Here is a 17,744-nt window from a genome sequence, read left to right on the forward strand (position 1 = left end):
GCGGAGCCCGTTTTTTTGCCCTCAGTACATCGAAAGCTTGAACCGGTTCCGCTTCAGGACCGGCTGCGAAGTGATTTGTCGATGGCCGAACAGGTAGCGTTCGGCGGGACGAATCGCGCGCAGGCGGATCGACTCCGCCAAGGGCGGATAGGCAATGGAAGCGGACCGATCCCAGGCCGGCCACTGTGAAAACAATTCGCGCCAGACTTCCGGCTGCCGGCGGCGCAGCATATGGATCGGATCGAAGCCGTACCAGGTGGCCGGCGGCTCGATCAAGCGGATGCCGTATACCCTCGCGAGCTGCCGCATTTCTTCCTGGCAGCGGTTCACACGATCGAACAGCACCGGCCACGCGATTCGGTGCGCCGGGAAGAAAGTCCTGCGCAACAATTCGAACTTCCAGGGATTAAGCCGTTCGACGCTTTCCAGCGGCAAGGCCATCAAGGCGATTTCGGCGCGTTGCTCGGCCAGCCGGTTCAGGCAGGCTTCGACCCAGGCGAGCAGCTGCGGAACGGTGACGCCGTAAACCAGATCGTTGCCGATATCGGTCACGGCCGCGAGCGGTGGAAGACTGTCCGAACCGTGTTTCCGCAGAGCGGTCCACAGCCCGCACCGGACGATGCCGGGAAGCGTTCGGCCCAGCATCCGGCTCCAGAGCCCGTAAGATCGGCCATGCCCGAACGCCGCCAGCACGTCCAAAGGCTCCCGCAATCCCGCTCGCAGACCGTTCACGACCAAGGGAAAGGCCCGTGCGAGATTGCTCGCTCCGATCAGGATCACGGGCCGAGTCGGCTGCTTATCGACTTTGACAGTCATGTTTCTATCGCTGCGGGCACTCGGGCGATTTGGCTTGGGCATCAGTCTGAGCGGATTTGTCACGCGACGTAACACTGGACTGCGTAAAATAACCGGTTACGAATTTGACGGCATCAGCGACTTAAGTCTTTCGAACATCCGCGATGAAAAAAACAGCCTGCCTGAATGTCCTCCTGATATTTCTGATTCTCTCGACGCCCTTATCTGCTTCGGCCAAATCGAGCCGGAACCCAGGATTGGACCGGATTCGCCACATCGTGGTGATTTATCTTGAGAACCACAGCTTCGACAATCTCTACGGACTGTTTCCGGGAGCGGACGGATTGGCGAATGCGCCGGAGGAAACGATGCGGCAGACCGATCGTCAAGGCGGGGTCTACGCCACCCTGCCCAGGGTAATGAATACCGAAAAGAAGCCGCCTGTGCCCGACGAGCGCTTTCCTTCGGATTTGCCGAACCGTCCGTTCGAGATCAGCCAGTATGTTGCGATCGATCAAAAAATCGGCGATCCGCTACATCGATTTTATCAACACCAGGCCCAAATCAACGGCGGGCGCATGGATCGTTTCGCGGCCGTGTCGGATGCCGGCGGCCTGGCCATGGGGTATTACGACGGCCGCAAGCTTCCGTTGTGGGAGTACGCAGAAAAATACACGCTGGCGGATCGTTTCTTTCAGGCCGCTTTCGGCGGGTCGCTCTTGAATCATTTTTGGCTGGTCTGCGCCTGTACGCCGCATCACGACGACCCGCCGGCCGAATCGACCGTCGTCTTGAACGAGAAAGGCGAGTTGATCAAGGACGGCGTGTTTACGCCCGACGGCTATGCCGTGAACACCATTCAGACGATGCAGACGCCTCACAGTCCGAAGATCACCGATCCGCGCCGGCTTTTGCCGCCGCAAACTTTTCCCACGATCGGCGATCGCCTGTCGGAGAAAAAGATTTCATGGGCGTGGTATTCCGGCGGCTGGAATGACGCGATCGCAGGGAAAGCCGACGAAAGTTTTCAGTACCATCATCAGCCATTCGCGTATTTCGACCGCTACGCCCAGGGAACCCGCGAAAGGGCCAGGCATCTCAAGGACGAAACGGATTTATTGAAGGCCATCGAAAAAGGAAATTTGCCGGCGGTTTCCTTTTATAAGCCCATCGGAGCCCATAGCGAGCATCCCGGCTATGCCGATCTTCTGGCCGGGGAGATGCAGGCGGTGGCGGTGATCCGCAAGATCGAACAAAGCCGGCTCTGGCGGAACAGCGTGATCATCGTCACTTACGACGAATACGGCGGGTTTTGGGATCATGTCCCGCCACCTCCGGGTGACCGCTGGGGACCGGGCAACCGCGTGCCGACCATTGTCATTTCCCCGTTCGCCAAGCGCGGGTATGTCGATCACACCTTCTATGACGGCACATCGATCCTGAAATTCATCGAAACCCGGTTCGATCTGAAACCGCTGGGCGAGCGTGACGCCAAAGCCAACGACTTGCTGAATGCGCTGGATTTGTGATCGCTTAAAGTTCTATCGGCGCCGCGCCGGTGTATAGGCCGAAATAAGCTCTTGTAGATCGGCAATCCATTGCCGACACATCCGTTGCGTCGGGAAAGGATTCCCGACCTACTTGGCGACACAGATTTGTAGGTCGGCAATCCTTTGCCGACGATTCGTCGTGTCGGGAAAGGTCGCGACTAAAGCGACGTTTGCGTTGCGATTGGGAAGGGATTCCTGTTAGGCAAAGGCTAACAGGATCGAGAATGGGCTTTATTTTCGCTGCGCTAGTTCGTCCAAGCGCATTTTGGAATCCCGAACCGGTCGCAAGGCTTCCATCAGGATCTCGGCGCTGGCTTGCAGCGCCGCTTCCCGCTCCCCCAAGGCACCAATCTCGATTCTAAGCTGTTCGATCAGCCGGTCCTTTTCGTCCGCGTAGGGTTTCCCGAAGCGGATTCGAAACCATTCTCGGGCTTTCTCGAGCAAGCGCTCGAAATCCGCCTCGGTGAAAGCCTCCTCGGAAATCCAGCGTTCCATCTCGACCAGAGGATCGATCAGTTTGCATCCGAACTGCCGCTCGTAGCTCGATCTGAGGAATTCCGCGAGTTGGCGGGTCTTTTCGTCCGACCCGCGAGCGTTCGCCAGCAACTGAACGATCGTGCTGTCGGGACTTTTGATAGGCCGTTCGTAGCGTCGCTCGTAAATGGCTTCCAGCGTCGTGCAAATCTCTTTTAAATCGATTTCCGGAAATCCCTTGACTTCGAGATCCCGATAAAGCATTTGAATCGTATCGAACGGAAAAGCGCTGAACCGTTTGAGATAGGTTTCGATCTGGGATTCTATGGACTCGCGCGTCGGCGTTGGGACGAATGGCGCGCGCTCGGCCGCAGGCGCATCGTTCTCCGTGCTTGGCGGTCGATCCGGGTTGCCGTCAGCGTCCGTGACCGGCGGTTCCGGTGCCTGCCGGGACAGATCGGTTTCCACCTTGTCCCAGTAGCGGCTGAAGTTCGATGCATCCCCTGTGGCCGGCAGCCGCTCCCGAATGACTTCGGCAATCTGTTTGATGGCCCAGCTCGCCGGAGAACTCGGGTGGGTCTGCGTCACCGGCGTCTGCAAGCTCACGGCATCCAGCAGAGCCTCATCGAGCGGCACATAGCCGAGATAATCGACGTCCAAGCCCAGGTAGTTCTTGATCGCGCCCCGAAAGCGGTTGAACACCTCCAGGCTGCTGGCGCGGTCTTTGGTCATGTTGACCAGCACGTGAAAATCGATCTCGGCCTCGCGGTTTTTCAGGATCTTGATCAGCGAGAAGGCGTCGGTCAGCGACGTGGGCTCCGGCGTGATGACCAGAATCGCCGTGCCCGCCGCCAGCAAGAAATCCTGCACGTTGTTTTCCACGCCGGCCGGCGTATCGATCAGGATGTAGTCGTAGCTCGAATCCAGATCGGCCAGGCCGAGAATCAGCCGGTGCCTTTGCTCCGGTTCGAGATTGGCGCACTCCGCGATGCCGGATGCGGCGGGAACGATGTGGAAATTCTCGCGGTAGCGGAGTATGACGTCGTCCAGACGCTTTCGCCCCTTCAGGCAGTCGGCGAGAGTGGCTTCGGGATGTACGCCCAGCAGCACATTGACGTTGGCGAGACCGGTATCGGCGTCGAACAGACAGGTCTTTTCCGCGTGCTCCGACAGCGCGCAGGCCAGATTGACGGCCAGATTGCTTTTGCCGACGCCGCCTTTACCGCTGGTGATGGCGATGACACGAGCCATGAGTGAGGGGGCCTTTTGGGGTTTTCGATCTTAAAAGTGTAGCCGTGGATGAATGCCGGTGTGACGCTTTCAAATCGGTTTTCGAAACGAGTTCTATGCAAGGTGGAGCGGCGGTAGTAACCTAGTTCCGCTCCGATGGAGCCTTTTGGCGTGCTTCGGTTTGCCGCGACCCGGTCGATGACCGGAACGGATATTTTCATGGACGTTACAGGGAGTGTGACATGGCCTCTCGGTCGCTGTTTTTGCCAAGAAGGGTTTTTTTGCGATCTTTTTCCGTTCCCGGTTTTTTCGGAGGAGCGGGGCGATGAGCGGTCACGGCGCTTTCGCGTCGAACTGCTTTCGAGCGAGGCTTGCGCGCTTTGGCACCGGACAAGGGGGTATCGTCGAGGACCGCCGGGCATGCGGTCGCTCGCGCGGAAGTTCCGCCGCGGCGTTTCTACCGGAATTGGCTTGCAGGGAGGGTGAACCTAGCCGAAACATGTGTCTCCGCTTAAATCGATCGCCATCACTTTTTACGAGGTAGCAAGGCGATGGCAATCGAATTCATGAGTGAACAACAAGCTGTCGATACCGGATCCGGACCCGCGCGGCTGGACGGGGATGCCATCCTGGACTTGCGCATCCGCAACGCGCGGATCGAAAGCCTTGCGCTTCACATCTTCGAGCAGTCCCGGCTGCTCTCAGCATTTCTCGAAGGACGGGCATGTTTCGACGTGCCCGACACGCTGGCGCGCATCTGCGGGACCGGTCCCGTAGCCTATCAAATGAGCGCCGTGCAAGGCCTCGAATCGGCTTTGGACTGCCGTCCGACAGCCTGGATTCAGGCGATGCGGCGGGTGATGTGCTGCGGCGAGTGGATCGCGAGCCATTCGCTGCACATTCATTTGCTCGCCGCACCGGATTTCCTTGGGTTTTCGAGCCTCGCGGAAATGTCTCGGGATTTTCCGGACGAAGTGCGTCGCGGACTGCGTCTGCATAATCTGGGTTGCGAGTTGATCCGCCTGTTTCACGCCTCGTCTTCCCGCGCGGCGGGAGTCCGCATCGGCGGATTTCACCATGCGCCGTCCAAGGCCCAGGTCAGGCAATCGGTCGAGCGGCTGCGCGCGGCCTTGCCGGAAGCGGAGTCCTTGGTGGCTTGGACGGGCGGCATCGATCTGCCTTCCAGCGAACAATCGTTCATCAACGTGGCCCTGCGGCATCCGGACGCGTACCCGATGTGTGGCGGCACCATCGTTTCCAGTACCGGCTTGGACATAGCCGTCGAGAGTTTCGAAAGGTATTTCCAAGTGCACCGGGATCCGCATTCCAAGACCGATTATTCATTGATCGAGGGAAGGCCTTATCTCGCGGGGCCCTTGGCGCGGCTGAACCTGAACCGGGACCTGTTGCCCGGTCCGGTGGCCGAGGCTCTGCGCAAAGCCGGCATCGCTTTTCCCAGCCGAAATATTTTCCACAGTATCGTGGCGCGAGCGGTGGAGGTGTATTTCGCCATAACCGATGCCATTCGCCTGCTGGACGGCTATGAGCCGCAGGCATCGTACGTCGAGGCTCGAACTCGTGCCGGGACCGGATTCGCCTGTACCGAAGCTCCGCAGGGCATTCTCTGGCACTGCTACGAAGTCGATGCCCAGGGTCGCGTGATGCGCGCACGGATCGTTTCTCCGGCCATGCATAACCAGGCGTGTATCGAGGAGGATCTTTTCGGAGCGCTGCAATCGTTCGGCCCGGAAAGAACCGATGAGGAATTGCGGCAGTACGGAGAGCGGGTGATCCGCAATTACGATCCGTGCATCGCCTGTTCGAGCGATTTTCTCGATCTGAATGTAGTACGATCTTGAGCCTGTTCGTTTTCGGAGCCGCTTTCCCATGCCCAACCATGTACAGCTCGTCGCGCGGCGGAGCTTTTTCCTGCTCCTGTTCCTCATCCTGACCGGTTGTTCTTCCGCTTATTACAGGGCGGCGGAGTCGCTGGGCTTTCACAAGCGCGACATTCTCGTTCACCGCGTAGAAAAGGCCCGCGACAGCCAGGAAGAGGCCAAGACACAGTTCAAGAACGCGCTGGATCGGTTTACCGCGCTCACCGGCTTCAAGGGCGGCAGCCTGGAAGAGAAGTACCGGGAGCTCGACGCCGAATACGAGCGCAGCCGGGCCAAGGCGGACGAGGTTCGGAAACGGATCGACGACATCGAGGACGTTTCGGAAGCCTTGTTCGACGAATGGGAAAATGAACTCTCCCAATACCAGAACCCGTCGCTCAAGCGCAGCAGCCAGCAAAAGCTCACGGGGACGCGCCGGCGCTACGATCAGCTCATCGCCGCCATGAAACGCGCCGAATCCAAAATGGAGCCGGTATTGCTGACGTTCCGCGATCAGGTTCTATTCCTGAAGCACAACCTCAATGCCCAAGCCATCGCCTCCCTGCGGGGCGAACTCGACAGCCTCCAAACCGATATTTCGGCGCTTATAAGGTCCATGGAAGTGTCGATCCGGGAGGCGGACGAGTTCATCAAGTCGGTCGGCGGTCCCGCCTGACAAGACATTGAGTCTGTCCAGTGGGCCGTTCGCCCTGAGTTCGTCGAAGGGCCTGTCCTGAGCGTGTCGAAGGGTTCGAGGGCCTGCTGGTACAGGCTCTTTGCTATGTCTTCGAAGGAATCCGCGTGCGCCCGGCAGCAAAACCGGTTATTCCCTAATGAACAGCCGTCCTCGGGGTGCGATAGATCTATGGTGAAAGTCGGAGAGTTTCATGGAGTGTCTTCCCATCGATAACTTGACCCAAACCGACTCTTGACTGGTATAGGATGCTGCCGACGATAGGAGGCGCATCGGTCGCGATCGATGGGTTCATGCCGGACAATCCCTGTCCGGCACCCTATGGGCGGCCTCGCCACGCTACGCTGTCCCGCTTCGCTCGCGAGTCCGGGGCAGTTCAGATCGATGCGCTTCACTTTGTTCAGCACATCCTATGCCCTGAAACTCGCAGGTTTGGATAATCTCAGCTAGTGTAGGGCGCATTAGCTTTAGCGTAATGCGCCGAATGGAAGGTTCCCATGCGGCGGCGGGTTGTCGGGGCACTACCCGGATGACCGTTTGCGATTGGGATACGCTATTCCGCCCTACATAGGTTATATGGGCTGCTTTTACTTAAGAAACCTCCACCAGCGGAAGTTCGACCCGGATGCGGGCGCCCTGTTCGTCCTGCCGCGGTTCGATGCTTTCGACTTTTCCCTGGTGATTGGCCACGCACTCGCTCACGATCGCCAGCCCCAAGCCGGCACCCTCGGTGTCGGTCATGTGGGCCGCCTTGCCTCGAAAAAACGGCTCGAATATCCGCGTACGCTCCGTGGTGTCTATTCCGGGACCGTCATCTTCGACCTCCAGTTGCATACCGGTTCCCAAGTCACGAAGAATGATCCGGATCTTGCCCCCTTCCGGAGAAAACTTGATGGCGTTGGAGAGCAGATTGTCGACAATCGTCCGCACCTGGTCGGGAACACCGAGGAATTCGACCGGCTGGATCAACTCCTTGATGGTGAGGGACTTCGCATTTAGGGAGTCCCGATAATCTTCGATCACCGATGCCAGCAACGTCTTCATGTTCACCGCGTCCTTCGGTTGCGGCGATGGATTGTCCTTGACCTGGCCATAGTGGAGCGACTCATCGAACAGGTTTTGCAGTTTCTGAACGTCCTGGCTCAGCCGCGCCAACAGGTCGCGTTGCTTCGGATTCAACGCCTCGGCCATAAGCAGGCCGGTGCTTTCGAAAATGCCGGAAAGCGGCGTTTCGAATTCGTTCGAGACTTTGCTCATGAACTGTTGCTTCGACTCTTCCCGGCCCAGCAAACGGGTGCGCAGCCAGTCGAGCCGATCACCGAGAAGCCGAAGGTTTTTCGGTCCGGTAACCCGGATGGGTTTGCCGAAGTCTCCCGCTCCCAGTCTTCGGATGGATTCGTCCAGTTGCCGGACCGATCGGGTAAACACGGCCAGCAGACCCGAGCCGAAGCCAACGCAAATGAGCAACAGAATGCCCAGAATGGCCCCCTTGACCAGAAGGTCCTGCCGAACCGCTCGATCAATTCGGCTCAAACCGTCCTGCCAGAACCCGTCCACGGCATCCTCCAGCCCGTAAAAGGTTTCGTCTATCGACAACCTGGCTTTAGCCTCGGCCCCAAAGTCGGCGATTCGGTCATAAAACCGTTTTTTCTTTTCCGATAGCTCGTTGACGAGAGGCGTCAATTTATCGTCGTCTTCGGCCCTGAAGAGTTTGCCCAATGCCTGCTCGACCGATGCATGAATGTCTTGCAGCGCAGCAGGCAGGGGCGTAACGCGATCGGCAAGCCCGCCGAACCCGCCGTGGCTTTGCACGAGCACGAGCCCGAGAGCGCTAAGGCCGAGGAGCGCCGCGAGCACGAGACGCCATCTGGTCCGCACGGGTTTTCCGGATTTGTGTACCTTGCGCACTTCTCCGGGCACCGAAACCCGATCCTTCCAATAATCCTGATCTTGCACCACCATAGGACACTCCTTGAGCAGTAAGTCCTGAGAGAGTTCAGTGACGGAAAATTGACACTAAACGGGTGTAAAGGTCAACCTGTCGTACCGAGTGCCCGTGACACGGGCACTTCGAACGGAAAACTTCAGGGCCGTTTTTGTCTCGGCGGCGAAATACTGTCGATATTCGGCTTGCCGGCGAACTGCAAGACACAGTCAGACCTTTGTTGTTTGCTTCTTGAAATGAAAGAAGCCAAATTCAAAAAAGTAAACGCCTGACCCTAGAGCATTTTCCGATTCGGTATCAGGGAGCCCGATATGTAGGTCGGCAATCCCTTCCCAATCGCAAACGGTCGCTTTAGTCGCGACCCTTCCAATCGCAAACGGGAACTTTGGGAGCACCAAAGTCCCCCTTCCAATCGCAAACGGGCGTCCTGGGAGTGCCAGGACGCCCCTTCCCACAAAGTCCTTTGCCGAGCCGATAAGTCGGCAAGGGATTGCCGACCTACGTTCTTCCCGCCCGACACGAATCCGTACACCGGGATGAAAAATACTCTAAAGAGCCAATGGCAACCGGCACGGTGTAAGTCCGACCAAATGGGACATCACCACCCAAACCTTCCCCGCAGGCGCATAAACCGACGCAAGGCCATTGCCTCGCGCCGGGAAGCGGACGGGTTCATCAAAACCGTCAATGCGCCGAGGTGACCGATGCGCGGGATCCGGGATCGGCGTATTTCGCCACGCTGGAGCCGACGGTCGCCCGCTTTTTCAGCAAAATTTCGCTCACGTTGGAGCCGATCATCTTAGCCAGTTCTTCCGTGGGAAGGTCGTTGGCATCGTCGCCGAAGGGATTCTCGATTTCTTCCGCGATCAGCTCCAGGCTGCCCAGAACGAAGAACACGAAAGTAGTGAACAGGATCGTCCAGTACCCGAATTCGTGCACGAAGCAGAACGGCATGGTGACGATGTAGACGAAAATGAACTTCTTGATGAAAAGGCTGTAGGAGTACGGGATCGGCGTTTTCTTGATGCGTTCGCAGGCGCCGCAGATGTCCGTCAGCGAGGTGAGTTCGCTGTTGATGTTCAGATAATGCACTCCGGCGAGATCTCCGCCCCGGTGCAGTCGGTCGATTTCCCTGAACAGGCTGTTGGCGATAAGATTCGGCCGGTGCACGCCGGCCGGTCGGCGTTGCAGCGGTTCGGCATCGCGGAGATGCTCGTTCAGCACCGAGGCATAAGCGGCAATATGTTTGGCGATGATGAGTCTGGACGGATGGTTTTGTCGAAGGAATGCGTTGCACTTCAGCGCCAGATTGCGGGACGTATTGACCAAGGTTCCCCACTGCCGCCTGCCTTCCCACCAGCGCTCGTACGCCGTGTTGGTTCGAAAAACCAGCAGCAGCGAGATGACGAAGCCCAGTAGGGAGTGAACCAGATTCGTGCCCTTGAATTCCTCGGGCAGCAGATCGCGATCGATATAGGCTATGGCCGCGGTGAATAAGGCGACCGAACTCATGGCCGGCAACAGCCTTCTGAACGTGTCGCTTTTATGAAATTTGAAAATGAGGCCCCACCACGATTTGGGGTTGTAATTGATCACGCTGAACTCCTAAGCGGCTTTCGATCTCGGGAGTGAATTGCCGAAGTGGATTATTAAATGATGAAAACAGTCAAGACGCTATGGCATCTGCTGCGGGAAATGACCGGCGACGATGCCTATGAAAAGTATCTGGCGCATTGGCGTGTCCACCACGCAGGCGAGGGCGGGGAGCCTTTGAGCCGCAAAGAGTTTTTTGATGCCGAGCTGCATCGGCGATGGAGCGGCGTCAAACGCTGTTGCTGACGCGGCGGCGCATCCCGCCTTCGCAGGCGGGATGCCGAAAGATGCGGTGGCAGTTATATCCGGCTCTTGATCCGTTCGTAGGCGCTTCTTACTTCTTCACCGAGCATTTTGACGCTGGTCCAGACATCTTCCGAGGCGTCTTTGGCTTCGTCGGCGACTCCGGCGAGCTTGCTCTTGAACTCTTCCAGCTTTTCTTCCGTCTTGTTCCACTCTTCCTGAGCCTCGAGTTTCGCCAAGTTGAGCTGCACCCGCAGTTCGTCCCGTTGCTGAAGTAAGCCGTCCCGAAATTTTTCCAATTCTTCTTTAATGTTCATGATGATTTCCTCAATGTTGGTTCGCCTTGACCTCGCACATACAAGGCCTCCTCCGATTTCCTTAGGTTTGACTTAAACGGCGCGGTATTGCGAGGATTCGTCACAGCAAGCTGTACGAACGCATGGTAACAATCTTGAACGGAACTCTTCCAGTCCATCATTGTTCTGCGTCCGATGGAGTCCTGTCGGACTTCCCTCAATAGCTGCAACCCGGATGGACCGCGTCGCAGCCGGTCCGCGGAATCCTTCGGCAAACTCCAGGCCACGGCCCGTCAGGATGGATCTTCATGCGGCCTCGATGCGCCGTTCTCCCCAGGCGTGCTGCTGGAAGACGGCGCGCAGTCTGTCCCAGTCGATGACCAGCTCGCCGCCGGCTGCCTTATGCTGTTGTTCCCAATTGATCAGAAGATCCAAGCAGGCATGATCGATATACGTCAGTTCGTGGAAATTCACGTGCACGTGCGCGTCGGGACGGACCCGCTCCAGGGCCGCCGCGAGCTTCGGCAGACGGATGAAGGTTGCGGCGCCTTTGAGGCGGATCGTGGTCCGGACGCTCCCTTTTTCCTCTTCGACCGCAACCTCCAGATGCGAGAAGCTACACAGCAATCGAGCCAACGCCAGAGCGATTCCGACAGCAATGCCGGTCAGGAGGTCCACCACTACCACGGTACCGAGGGTCGCCGCGTATATGCCGGCTTCCGCCCGGTCGGTGCGCCACAGTGTGCGCATGGCTTTGGGATTCATCAGTTTGACGCCGGTGTAGACCAGCACCGCCGCTAGGCTGGCCACCGGAATCAAGCTCAGGACGCCCGGTAGAAGGGTGATGAACACCAACATCCAGACGCCGTGCAGGATCGTGGATAGCCGGGTTCTCGCACCGGCCAGCACATTGGCGGAACTGCGGACGATCACGCCGGTCATCGGCAATACACCGGCCAGTCCGCACAGGATGTTGCCGACGCCCTGGGCGGCTAGTTCCCGATCGTAGCGGGTACGCGGCGCATGCCGCTGCATAGAGTCCACCGCGGTGGCGGTCAGCAGCGATTCGGCGCTGGCTACGAAGGCCAGAGACAGGCCCGCCAGCCAAATCGCCCGGTAGGAGAGAGCTCGAAGATCGGATCCGCCGGGCCAGCGTAACGCTTCCAGCAGATTGTCGGGGACTGGCACGTACTTGAGGTCCGCCTGCAATATCGCGGCGCAGGAGGTGCCGACCGCGACGCCGAGAAGGGGAGCCGGCAGCAGCTTGAGCTTTTGCGGCGTGAGCCTGTTCCACAAGAACATGGTTACGATGGTGAGCAGCCCGATCAGGGCCGCCGGCCGGTGAACCGTTTCGGAAATTCCTTTCCATACCGCCTGCGGCAAGGTCCACAGATTGATGATGCCGCCGAATTCCTTGCCGGTCCCGGGAGGCATATCGTCCACCATGACATGGAACTGGGAGGCGAAGATCAGAATGCCGATCCCTGCCAGCATGCCCTGGATCAACGACGGCGACACGGCCCGGAACACCTGGCCCAGCCGCAACAGGCCCGCAGCCAGTTGCACCAAGCCGGCGAGCAGCACGATGACGCCCAGGGTTTGGAAGCCGTGTTCCTGAACGAACAAAGCGACCATCACCGCCAAGCCGGCCGCCGGCCCGCTCACCTGAAGCGTGCAGCCGGACAATGCTCCGGTGACGACACCGCCGATGATGGCGGTAATGAGGCCGGCCGAGGCGGCGTGCGCCATAGGCACGCCGGAAGCGATGGCGATACCCATGGAGAGCGGCAGGGCCACCAGAAAAACCACGATAGAGGCGGGGAGGTCCGTTTTCCAGGCGGCGCGAAAAGCGGATAGTCGCAAGGTCTGTGCGTTCATAACACGATTTGCCCTTTGGGCGGTCGGAAGTTCAGGAAGAGCTTCAACGATAGAAAAATGCGAGGACCTAGATTTCCGTTGCAATGAGTGTGCGTTCGTGTACGGATGGCATGGGGCGCTGCTCGGTCAGCCGCAAAAACTGCCCGCTTCCCGCGTCATAGCCGAATACTTCGCCGGTCTCGATCTTGTAGACCCAACCGTGCAGTTTAAGTTTGTTCTGGGCCAACCCGGAGGCCACCACCGGATGGGTGCGCAGATTCTCCATTTGCGCCAGCACGTTCTCCTGAATGGTGATATTGAGCAGGGAAGCGCTCTCCAGGTCTACATACTTATCGTGAACGACGCGGCGGGTGGATTCCGCATAGGAGAGCCATTGGCTCAGGGCCGGAAAGTCGCGGGTCGATGGCCGTTCCAAGAGGCCTTTCATCGCGCCGCAATGAGAATGTCCGCAGATGATGATGTCCTTGACCCCGAGACCGGCCACCGCGAATTCGATGGTGGCGGCTTCGCCGCCCATGACCGCGCCATAGGGAGGCACGATGTTGCCGGCGTTGCGCAGAATGAACAGTTCGCCGGGTTCGGTCTGGGTGAGCAAGTTCGGATTGATGCGCGAGTCGGAACAGGTGATGAACAGCACTTCGGGCTGCTGTCCTTTTGCCAGCCGCTCGAACAGCTCGCGCTGAGAACCGAAAAGGTCGTTCTGAAATCGGTGTAGCCCCTGTAACAGTTTTTGCATCGTTGATTCACGCTGAAATTGACTGACGGGGCATAGCCTATAGATTGAGCTTATTATAATAAAATAGAATGTTTGAAATTCATTTATAGATAAAATCAATTAATCTGTTCTTATGGGGCGCATCAACTATCAGCATCTGTTTTATTTCTGGAATGTAGCTCGCGAGGAAAGCGTAACCCGCGCTTCCGAGAAGCTGCATCTGGCGCAGCCCACCATTAGCAGTCAATTGGCGGTGTTCGAGAAAACCATCGGAGAAAAGCTGTTTTACAAGAATGGCCGCAAACTGGTACTGACGGATACCGGCCGCATCGTGTTCCACTATGCCGATGAAATCTTTTCCCTTGGTCAGGAGCTGGCCAACACGCTCAAAGGCCGGCCGACCGGGCGGGCGCTCCGGCTGGTGGTGGGCGTGGCGGATGCTTTGCCCAAGCTGGTCGCCTGCCGCCTGATCGAGCCGGCCTTCCGCCTGCCGGAGCCGGTGCAGATTCTTTGCTATGAGGATAAGGCGGAACGCCTGTTGGCGGAGATGTCGCTGCAGGGCATCGATTTGGTGCTGTCGGACGTCCCCGTCACGCCGGCGAACGGTGCCAAAGCTTTCAACCACTTGTTGGGAGAGTGCGGAGTCACGGTGTTCGGAATCCCCGAGTTAGCCAGTGCGTACCGCCCGGACTTTCCCCGTTCCCTCAGCGGAGCGCCTTTCTTGCTGCCGACCGGCAATACCGCGCTCCGCCGCTCGCTGGATCAGTGGTTCGACGCCGAGAACATCAGCCCGAAAATCCAAGCGGAAATCGAAGACAGCGCCTTGCTCAAGACCTTCGGCAGTGGCGGAACCGGGCTGTTCGTCGCGCCCTCTGCGGTCGAGGAGGAGATTCAACGTCAGTACGACGTGGAAGCCATAGGCCGGATCGATTCCGTGCGGGAACGGTTCTACGCGATCACGGAACGCAGGAAACTCAAGCATCCCGCTGTGAGCGCGATCCTGGAAAATGTCGGCAAGAAGCCGCTCTGATCCGCAGCCAGTTCCGGCATCGCCGTTTCCTTTTATCGAACGACCAGACAAGGTGGTTAAAAGGTAGGCGGGGATAAGCCCGTCCCGGTAATTCCTAAGACCCTTCGGTAGACCCGGCCGTTGGGCCAACGGGTTCGTCGGAAGGGTGGCTTCGGCGCTCCCGAAGACACCGTTTGCGATTGGGAAAGGATTGCCGACCTACGACTTTCCGAGGAATTCATTCTTGTAGGATGGGTAGAGCGAAGTGAAACCCATCGATGGTGGGTTAGGTGGCGAGGCCGTAACCCACCGAACGACTTCGGACCGGTGGGTTACGCTTCGCTAACCCACCCTACGATAATGTTCACTCGAATGCCGGATGGAATAAGCGGTCAACCGCCGTTCCTTAGGTTCAAAGGGGGCCGGGCGATGTTCCTTGCAAAGGATCGCCTCGGTCGAAAGGCTCAGCGCCCGCGGCGAGCCAGAAATCCCCGCAGCAGCAGGGCCAGGGGCGAGCGTTTGAGCTGCAGCGATTCCTCCAGCGCCTGCCGGGCCGCGGCGGCGTCGCCCGCGCCGAGCCGGGCGACGGCCTGGTGCAGCTTCGCGCACGCCTGTGCCTCGGCGGCGAGCGGGAGGCTCAAATCGGTCCGGCAGCGGGCGCACACCGGGTCCTCCCGCAACCGGGCCTGGCAGGTGGGGCAGCGCTCCATCAGGTATCGAGGTAATAGAGAATGTCGGCGAGACGCTCCACCGCCGTCTCGACGGCCTGGAGATCGCCGGCGGCGATGCCGTCCCTGATATCTTCGATGAGGTCGATCATGTCCTCGCGGTCTTCCTCGGACGCTTTCTCCAGCAGGCGTTCCGCCTTTTCCACCAGAGCCCGCGCCTTGACCTCCGTATGATGCCGCTCCGAAGCCGCTCCTTCCACAAGCGTTTCGGCTCCGGCCGCCGGCCCGAACAGGGCGTCGATGCGGGCCTTGGCCGCCCCCATCTCCTCTCCCTGGAAACGGGCGATGGCATTGTTGATGGTGATGGACTTGGAAAGGCCGGTGTCCTTCTCCCGAGCCGAGACGTGCAGGATGCCGTTCAGATCCAGATCCAGGCTGACCGTGACGGTGTTGCCCGCGGGCACCTTGCGCAGGCCCTTCACCCTGAATTCGCCGATTTCGATATTGTTCAGGGCGTCCGGGGCCTCGCCCTGGTAAATCCGGACGTCCACTTCCTGCTGACCGTCAAAGCTGGTGTAAAAGGCCTCGGTCTTGCTCACCGGCAGCGGGGTGTTCTTGCGGATGATGGGGACATAGACGTAGGGGTAGAGTTCGCCGTCGAGTTCGGCTATGGCGGAGGTCCCATAGGTGTAGGGCGTGATGTCGACCAACACCGCGGATACCGATTCTCCCGCGATCACCCCGGCCTGGACGGCCGCGCCCATGGCGACGCACAGATCGGGGTCGATGTTCCGGTGCGGCTCCTTGCGAAGCTCGCCGAACAGCCGCTCGCTGACGACGGGCGTGCGGGTGCTGCCGCCCACCAGCAGGATTTCGTCGATGTCGGAAGCGGTCAGGTTGGCGCCGCGCAGGGCGATGTGCACCGCTTCCAGCGTTTCGTCGATATAGCCCGCGATCATCTGCTCGTACTCGTAGCGGGACAGCTCCAGCGACAAATGGATGGGCGTCCCCTCCTTCTCGAACAGATATTCCTCGTCGATGCGCACGAAGGGCTGGTCGGACAGGGTTCGCTTGGCGCTCTCCGCGGCCCGGTTGATACGCGCCATGATCTGCCGCGACTCGGTGATGTCGAAGTCGTGCTCGCGCTTGATGTGCTCGACCAGATGATCGACGATCCGGGCGTCGAAATCGTCCCCGCCCAGCCGGTTGTTGCCGTGGCTGGCCAGGACTTCCACCACATCGTCCTCGATGCTCACCACCGACACGTCGAAGGTGCCTCCGCCCAGGTCGTACACCAGTATCCGTTTGCGCGTTCCGGTCTTGGCCTCGTAAGCCAGCGCCGCGGCCGTGGGCTCGTTGATGATGCGCACCACGTCGAGACCGGCGATCTCCCCTGCTTCTCGGGTGGCCTGGCGCTGGGCGTCGGAAAAATAGGCGGGGACGGTGATCACCGCCTTTTGCACGCTCCGTCCGAGGTAGTCCTCGGCGGTCGCCTTGAGACGCTTGAGGATGATGGCGGAGATTTCCTGCGGGCTGAAGTGCTGGCCCGCCAGCTCCACCCTGAGATCTTCGCCCATGTGGCGCTTGATGGACTTGACCGTGCGCTCCGGGTAGAGAATGTACTGATTGTGCGCCGGTTCGCCCACTAGGACGTCGCCGTGCTCGCCGATGCCGACGAAGGACGGCAGGATCTTGCGTCCTTCCCGGTCGGGGATGACGGTTACCTTGCCCTCCTTCAGAATCGCCACTTCCGAGTTGGTCGTGCCGAGATCGATGCCGATGATGATGTCGCTCATAGTTTGTTGGCCCTGACTTCCGCTAAACGTAAGACTTCGTCGCCCCAGAGAAATCCCTTGCGCAGTTCCGCCGTGACGATGCCGTTTTCGAGATCGGGCTGCCGGTCCAGTTCCAGCACGGTCATGGTGTGGGGATCGACGGGCAGACCCATGACCTCCAGCGGCCGGACCTCGTGGCGCGCCAGGATTTCCTCCAGCCGTCTGAGGCTCATGCCCTGGCCTTCGCGTATGCTCTCGATAAAGCGCCGGTCCTCCGGACGCGACTTGATGCGGAACCAGCCCTTGACCGGACGGTAGTTGCGCAACGCATTGAGACCCGCGGAGAGCCGGTCGTGCACATCCAGAAGATCCAGCAGCGCGGAACGCAGGGCGCTGCGGCGCAGGGTGGAAAACTCGCCCTGAAACCGCTCCAAAGTCCGATTCAGATTGCTCTGGCTGTCCCTGAGCCATTCGTGCGCTTCGCCGACCGTATCGAGAGCGGTGCGGAACTGGCGCGACTCGGTCCGGACCTCGGTGCGTAGCGCCGCCAGCTCACCGAACAGGGTGAAAAGGTCGGTCTGCCTCGCCGCGTCTTCCTCGAAACCGGCGGGCGTATCGAGGTACTGCCGGAATTCTTCCAGCAGACGGATCTTGTTCGCTTCGTCCATCATGTATCGGTGTGCGTCTCGGACAAATGCTCGGCCAGGCCCTCGGTGAGCGTCCGGATCAGGGTGCCGGCATCCGGCCGTTCCGGCCGGCCCGGTCGCAGAATCTGGCGCAGCAGGACGGAAACGTCGGGCTTTTCCCGATGGAACAACCGGTATTCCCGGCGCTTCTTGTCGGTCTCGATGAGCTCATAAGCCTTGCGGATACGCCGGAACTCCCCGGCGTTCCGCTCCGGCGGGAATTCCCGGACCTTGCGTAGATAAGCCTTCTTGATTGCCTCGTCGCCGGCGTCTTCCTCCACGCCCAGCACTTCGTAAGGGGTTTCCATGGACTCTC

Annotated in this window: 17 protein-coding genes; 6 read left to right on the top strand and 11 right to left on the bottom strand. The window is 59.3% G+C overall.

The window, feature by feature from the left end; all coding sequences use genetic code 11:
* Positions 1-21: 21 nt before the first annotated feature.
* Positions 22-816: a hypothetical protein gene (locus B2A78_RS15185; protein ID WP_077730850.1), complete on the bottom strand. Its 795-nt coding sequence runs from the start codon at positions 814-816 to the stop codon at positions 22-24.
* Here B2A78_RS15185 and B2A78_RS26670 point away from each other — a divergent pair.
* Complete coding sequence (locus B2A78_RS26670) at positions 815-1,090, top strand: hypothetical protein (RefSeq protein WP_240502546.1); 276 nt, start codon at positions 815-817, stop codon at positions 1,088-1,090. The two genes, B2A78_RS15185 and B2A78_RS26670, sit on opposite strands and share 2 nt — an antisense overlap.
* Positions 1,053-2,324, top strand: coding sequence for an alkaline phosphatase family protein (locus tag B2A78_RS15190; RefSeq protein WP_240502547.1), 1,272 nt, complete (start codon positions 1,053-1,055; stop codon positions 2,322-2,324). Before B2A78_RS26670 ends, B2A78_RS15190 begins: the two co-directional genes overlap by 38 nt.
* Before the next feature lie 252 nt (positions 2,325-2,576).
* On the opposite strand, the gene B2A78_RS15195 is transcribed toward B2A78_RS15190, so the two are convergent.
* Positions 2,577-4,070 carry a MinD/ParA family protein gene (locus B2A78_RS15195; protein ID WP_077730852.1) on the bottom strand — a complete coding sequence of 498 codons (1,494 nt, stop codon included), beginning with the start codon at positions 4,068-4,070 and terminating at the stop codon, positions 2,577-2,579.
* A gap of 545 nt (positions 4,071-4,615) precedes the next feature.
* On the opposite strand from B2A78_RS15195, the gene B2A78_RS15200 reads away from it, so the two are divergent.
* On the top strand, positions 4,616-5,908 hold the full coding sequence (locus tag B2A78_RS15200) for a nickel-dependent hydrogenase large subunit (RefSeq protein WP_077730901.1): 1,293 nt from the start codon (positions 4,616-4,618) through the stop codon (positions 5,906-5,908).
* A gap of 28 nt (positions 5,909-5,936) precedes the next feature.
* A complete protein-coding gene (locus B2A78_RS15205; RefSeq protein ID WP_077730853.1) occupies positions 5,937-6,602 on the top strand; it encodes a DUF2959 domain-containing protein in 666 nt (221 codons plus the stop codon).
* 609 nt (positions 6,603-7,211) lie between these two features.
* Here the strand turns inward: B2A78_RS15205 and B2A78_RS15210 are convergent.
* Together B2A78_RS15210 and B2A78_RS15220 are read right to left on the bottom strand one after the other, a co-directional pair.
* Positions 7,212-8,582, bottom strand: a complete 1,371-nt coding sequence (locus B2A78_RS15210; RefSeq protein WP_077730854.1) for a HAMP domain-containing sensor histidine kinase — start codon at positions 8,580-8,582, stop codon at positions 7,212-7,214.
* Between the two features lie 667 nt (positions 8,583-9,249).
* The gene (locus tag B2A78_RS15220; protein ID WP_077730856.1) at positions 9,250-10,161 is read right to left on the bottom strand and encodes a bestrophin family ion channel; all 912 of its coding nucleotides are present in this window, start codon (positions 10,159-10,161) and stop codon (positions 9,250-9,252) included.
* Positions 10,162-10,218: 57 nt separating this feature from the next.
* On the opposite strand from B2A78_RS15220, the gene B2A78_RS15225 reads away from it, so the two are divergent.
* The gene (locus B2A78_RS15225) at positions 10,219-10,404 is read left to right on the top strand and encodes a YbdD/YjiX family protein (RefSeq protein ID WP_205780792.1); all 186 of its coding nucleotides are present in this window, start codon (positions 10,219-10,221) and stop codon (positions 10,402-10,404) included.
* 53 nt (positions 10,405-10,457) lie between these two features.
* Here the strand turns inward: B2A78_RS15225 and B2A78_RS15230 are convergent, their stop codons facing one another.
* The 3 genes from B2A78_RS15230 to B2A78_RS15240 all read right to left on the bottom strand — a co-directional run bounded on the left by B2A78_RS15230 (position 10,458) and on the right by B2A78_RS15240 (position 13,311).
* Positions 10,458-10,718 carry a hypothetical protein gene (locus B2A78_RS15230; RefSeq protein WP_077730857.1) on the bottom strand — a complete coding sequence of 87 codons (261 nt, stop codon included), beginning with the start codon at positions 10,716-10,718 and terminating at the stop codon, positions 10,458-10,460.
* A 285-nt stretch (positions 10,719-11,003) separates the two neighbouring features.
* Complete coding sequence (locus tag B2A78_RS15235) at positions 11,004-12,575, bottom strand: SulP family inorganic anion transporter (RefSeq protein ID WP_077730858.1); 1,572 nt, start codon at positions 12,573-12,575, stop codon at positions 11,004-11,006.
* A gap of 67 nt (positions 12,576-12,642) precedes the next feature.
* The gene (locus tag B2A78_RS15240; protein WP_077730859.1) at positions 12,643-13,311 is read right to left on the bottom strand and encodes a carbonic anhydrase; all 669 of its coding nucleotides are present in this window, start codon (positions 13,309-13,311) and stop codon (positions 12,643-12,645) included.
* Between the two features lie 112 nt (positions 13,312-13,423).
* Here B2A78_RS15240 and nhaR point away from each other — a divergent pair, with 112 nt between their 5' ends.
* On the top strand, positions 13,424-14,320 hold the full coding sequence (gene nhaR / locus B2A78_RS15245) for a transcriptional activator NhaR (protein WP_077730860.1): 897 nt from the start codon (positions 13,424-13,426) through the stop codon (positions 14,318-14,320).
* A 443-nt stretch (positions 14,321-14,763) separates the two neighbouring features.
* On the opposite strand, the gene B2A78_RS15250 is transcribed toward nhaR, so the two are convergent.
* Genes B2A78_RS15250 through B2A78_RS15265 form a run of 4 tightly spaced genes read right to left on the bottom strand, consistent with a single transcriptional unit; the run spans position 14,764 to position 17,736 of the window.
* Positions 14,764-15,009, bottom strand: a complete 246-nt coding sequence (locus B2A78_RS15250) for a hypothetical protein (protein WP_077730861.1) — start codon at positions 15,007-15,009, stop codon at positions 14,764-14,766.
* On the bottom strand, positions 15,009-16,763 hold the full coding sequence (locus B2A78_RS15255) for an Hsp70 family protein (protein WP_077730862.1): 1,755 nt from the start codon (positions 16,761-16,763) through the stop codon (positions 15,009-15,011). The genes B2A78_RS15250 and B2A78_RS15255 overlap by 1 nt, the downstream gene beginning before the upstream one ends.
* A complete protein-coding gene (grpE, locus tag B2A78_RS15260) occupies positions 16,760-17,413 on the bottom strand; it encodes a nucleotide exchange factor GrpE (protein WP_077730863.1) in 654 nt (217 codons plus the stop codon). Before grpE ends, B2A78_RS15255 begins: the two co-directional genes overlap by 4 nt.
* Positions 17,410-17,736 (bottom strand): J domain-containing protein, encoded by a 327-nt coding sequence (locus B2A78_RS15265; protein ID WP_077730864.1) that lies wholly within the window; start codon positions 17,734-17,736, stop codon positions 17,410-17,412. The genes grpE and B2A78_RS15265 overlap by 4 nt, the downstream gene beginning before the upstream one ends.
* Between the last annotated feature and the right edge of the window lie 8 nt (positions 17,737-17,744).

The sequence above is a fragment of the Methylocaldum sp. 14B genome, from assembly GCF_002005105.1.
Lineage (GTDB): Bacteria > Pseudomonadota > Gammaproteobacteria > Methylococcales > Methylococcaceae > Methylocaldum.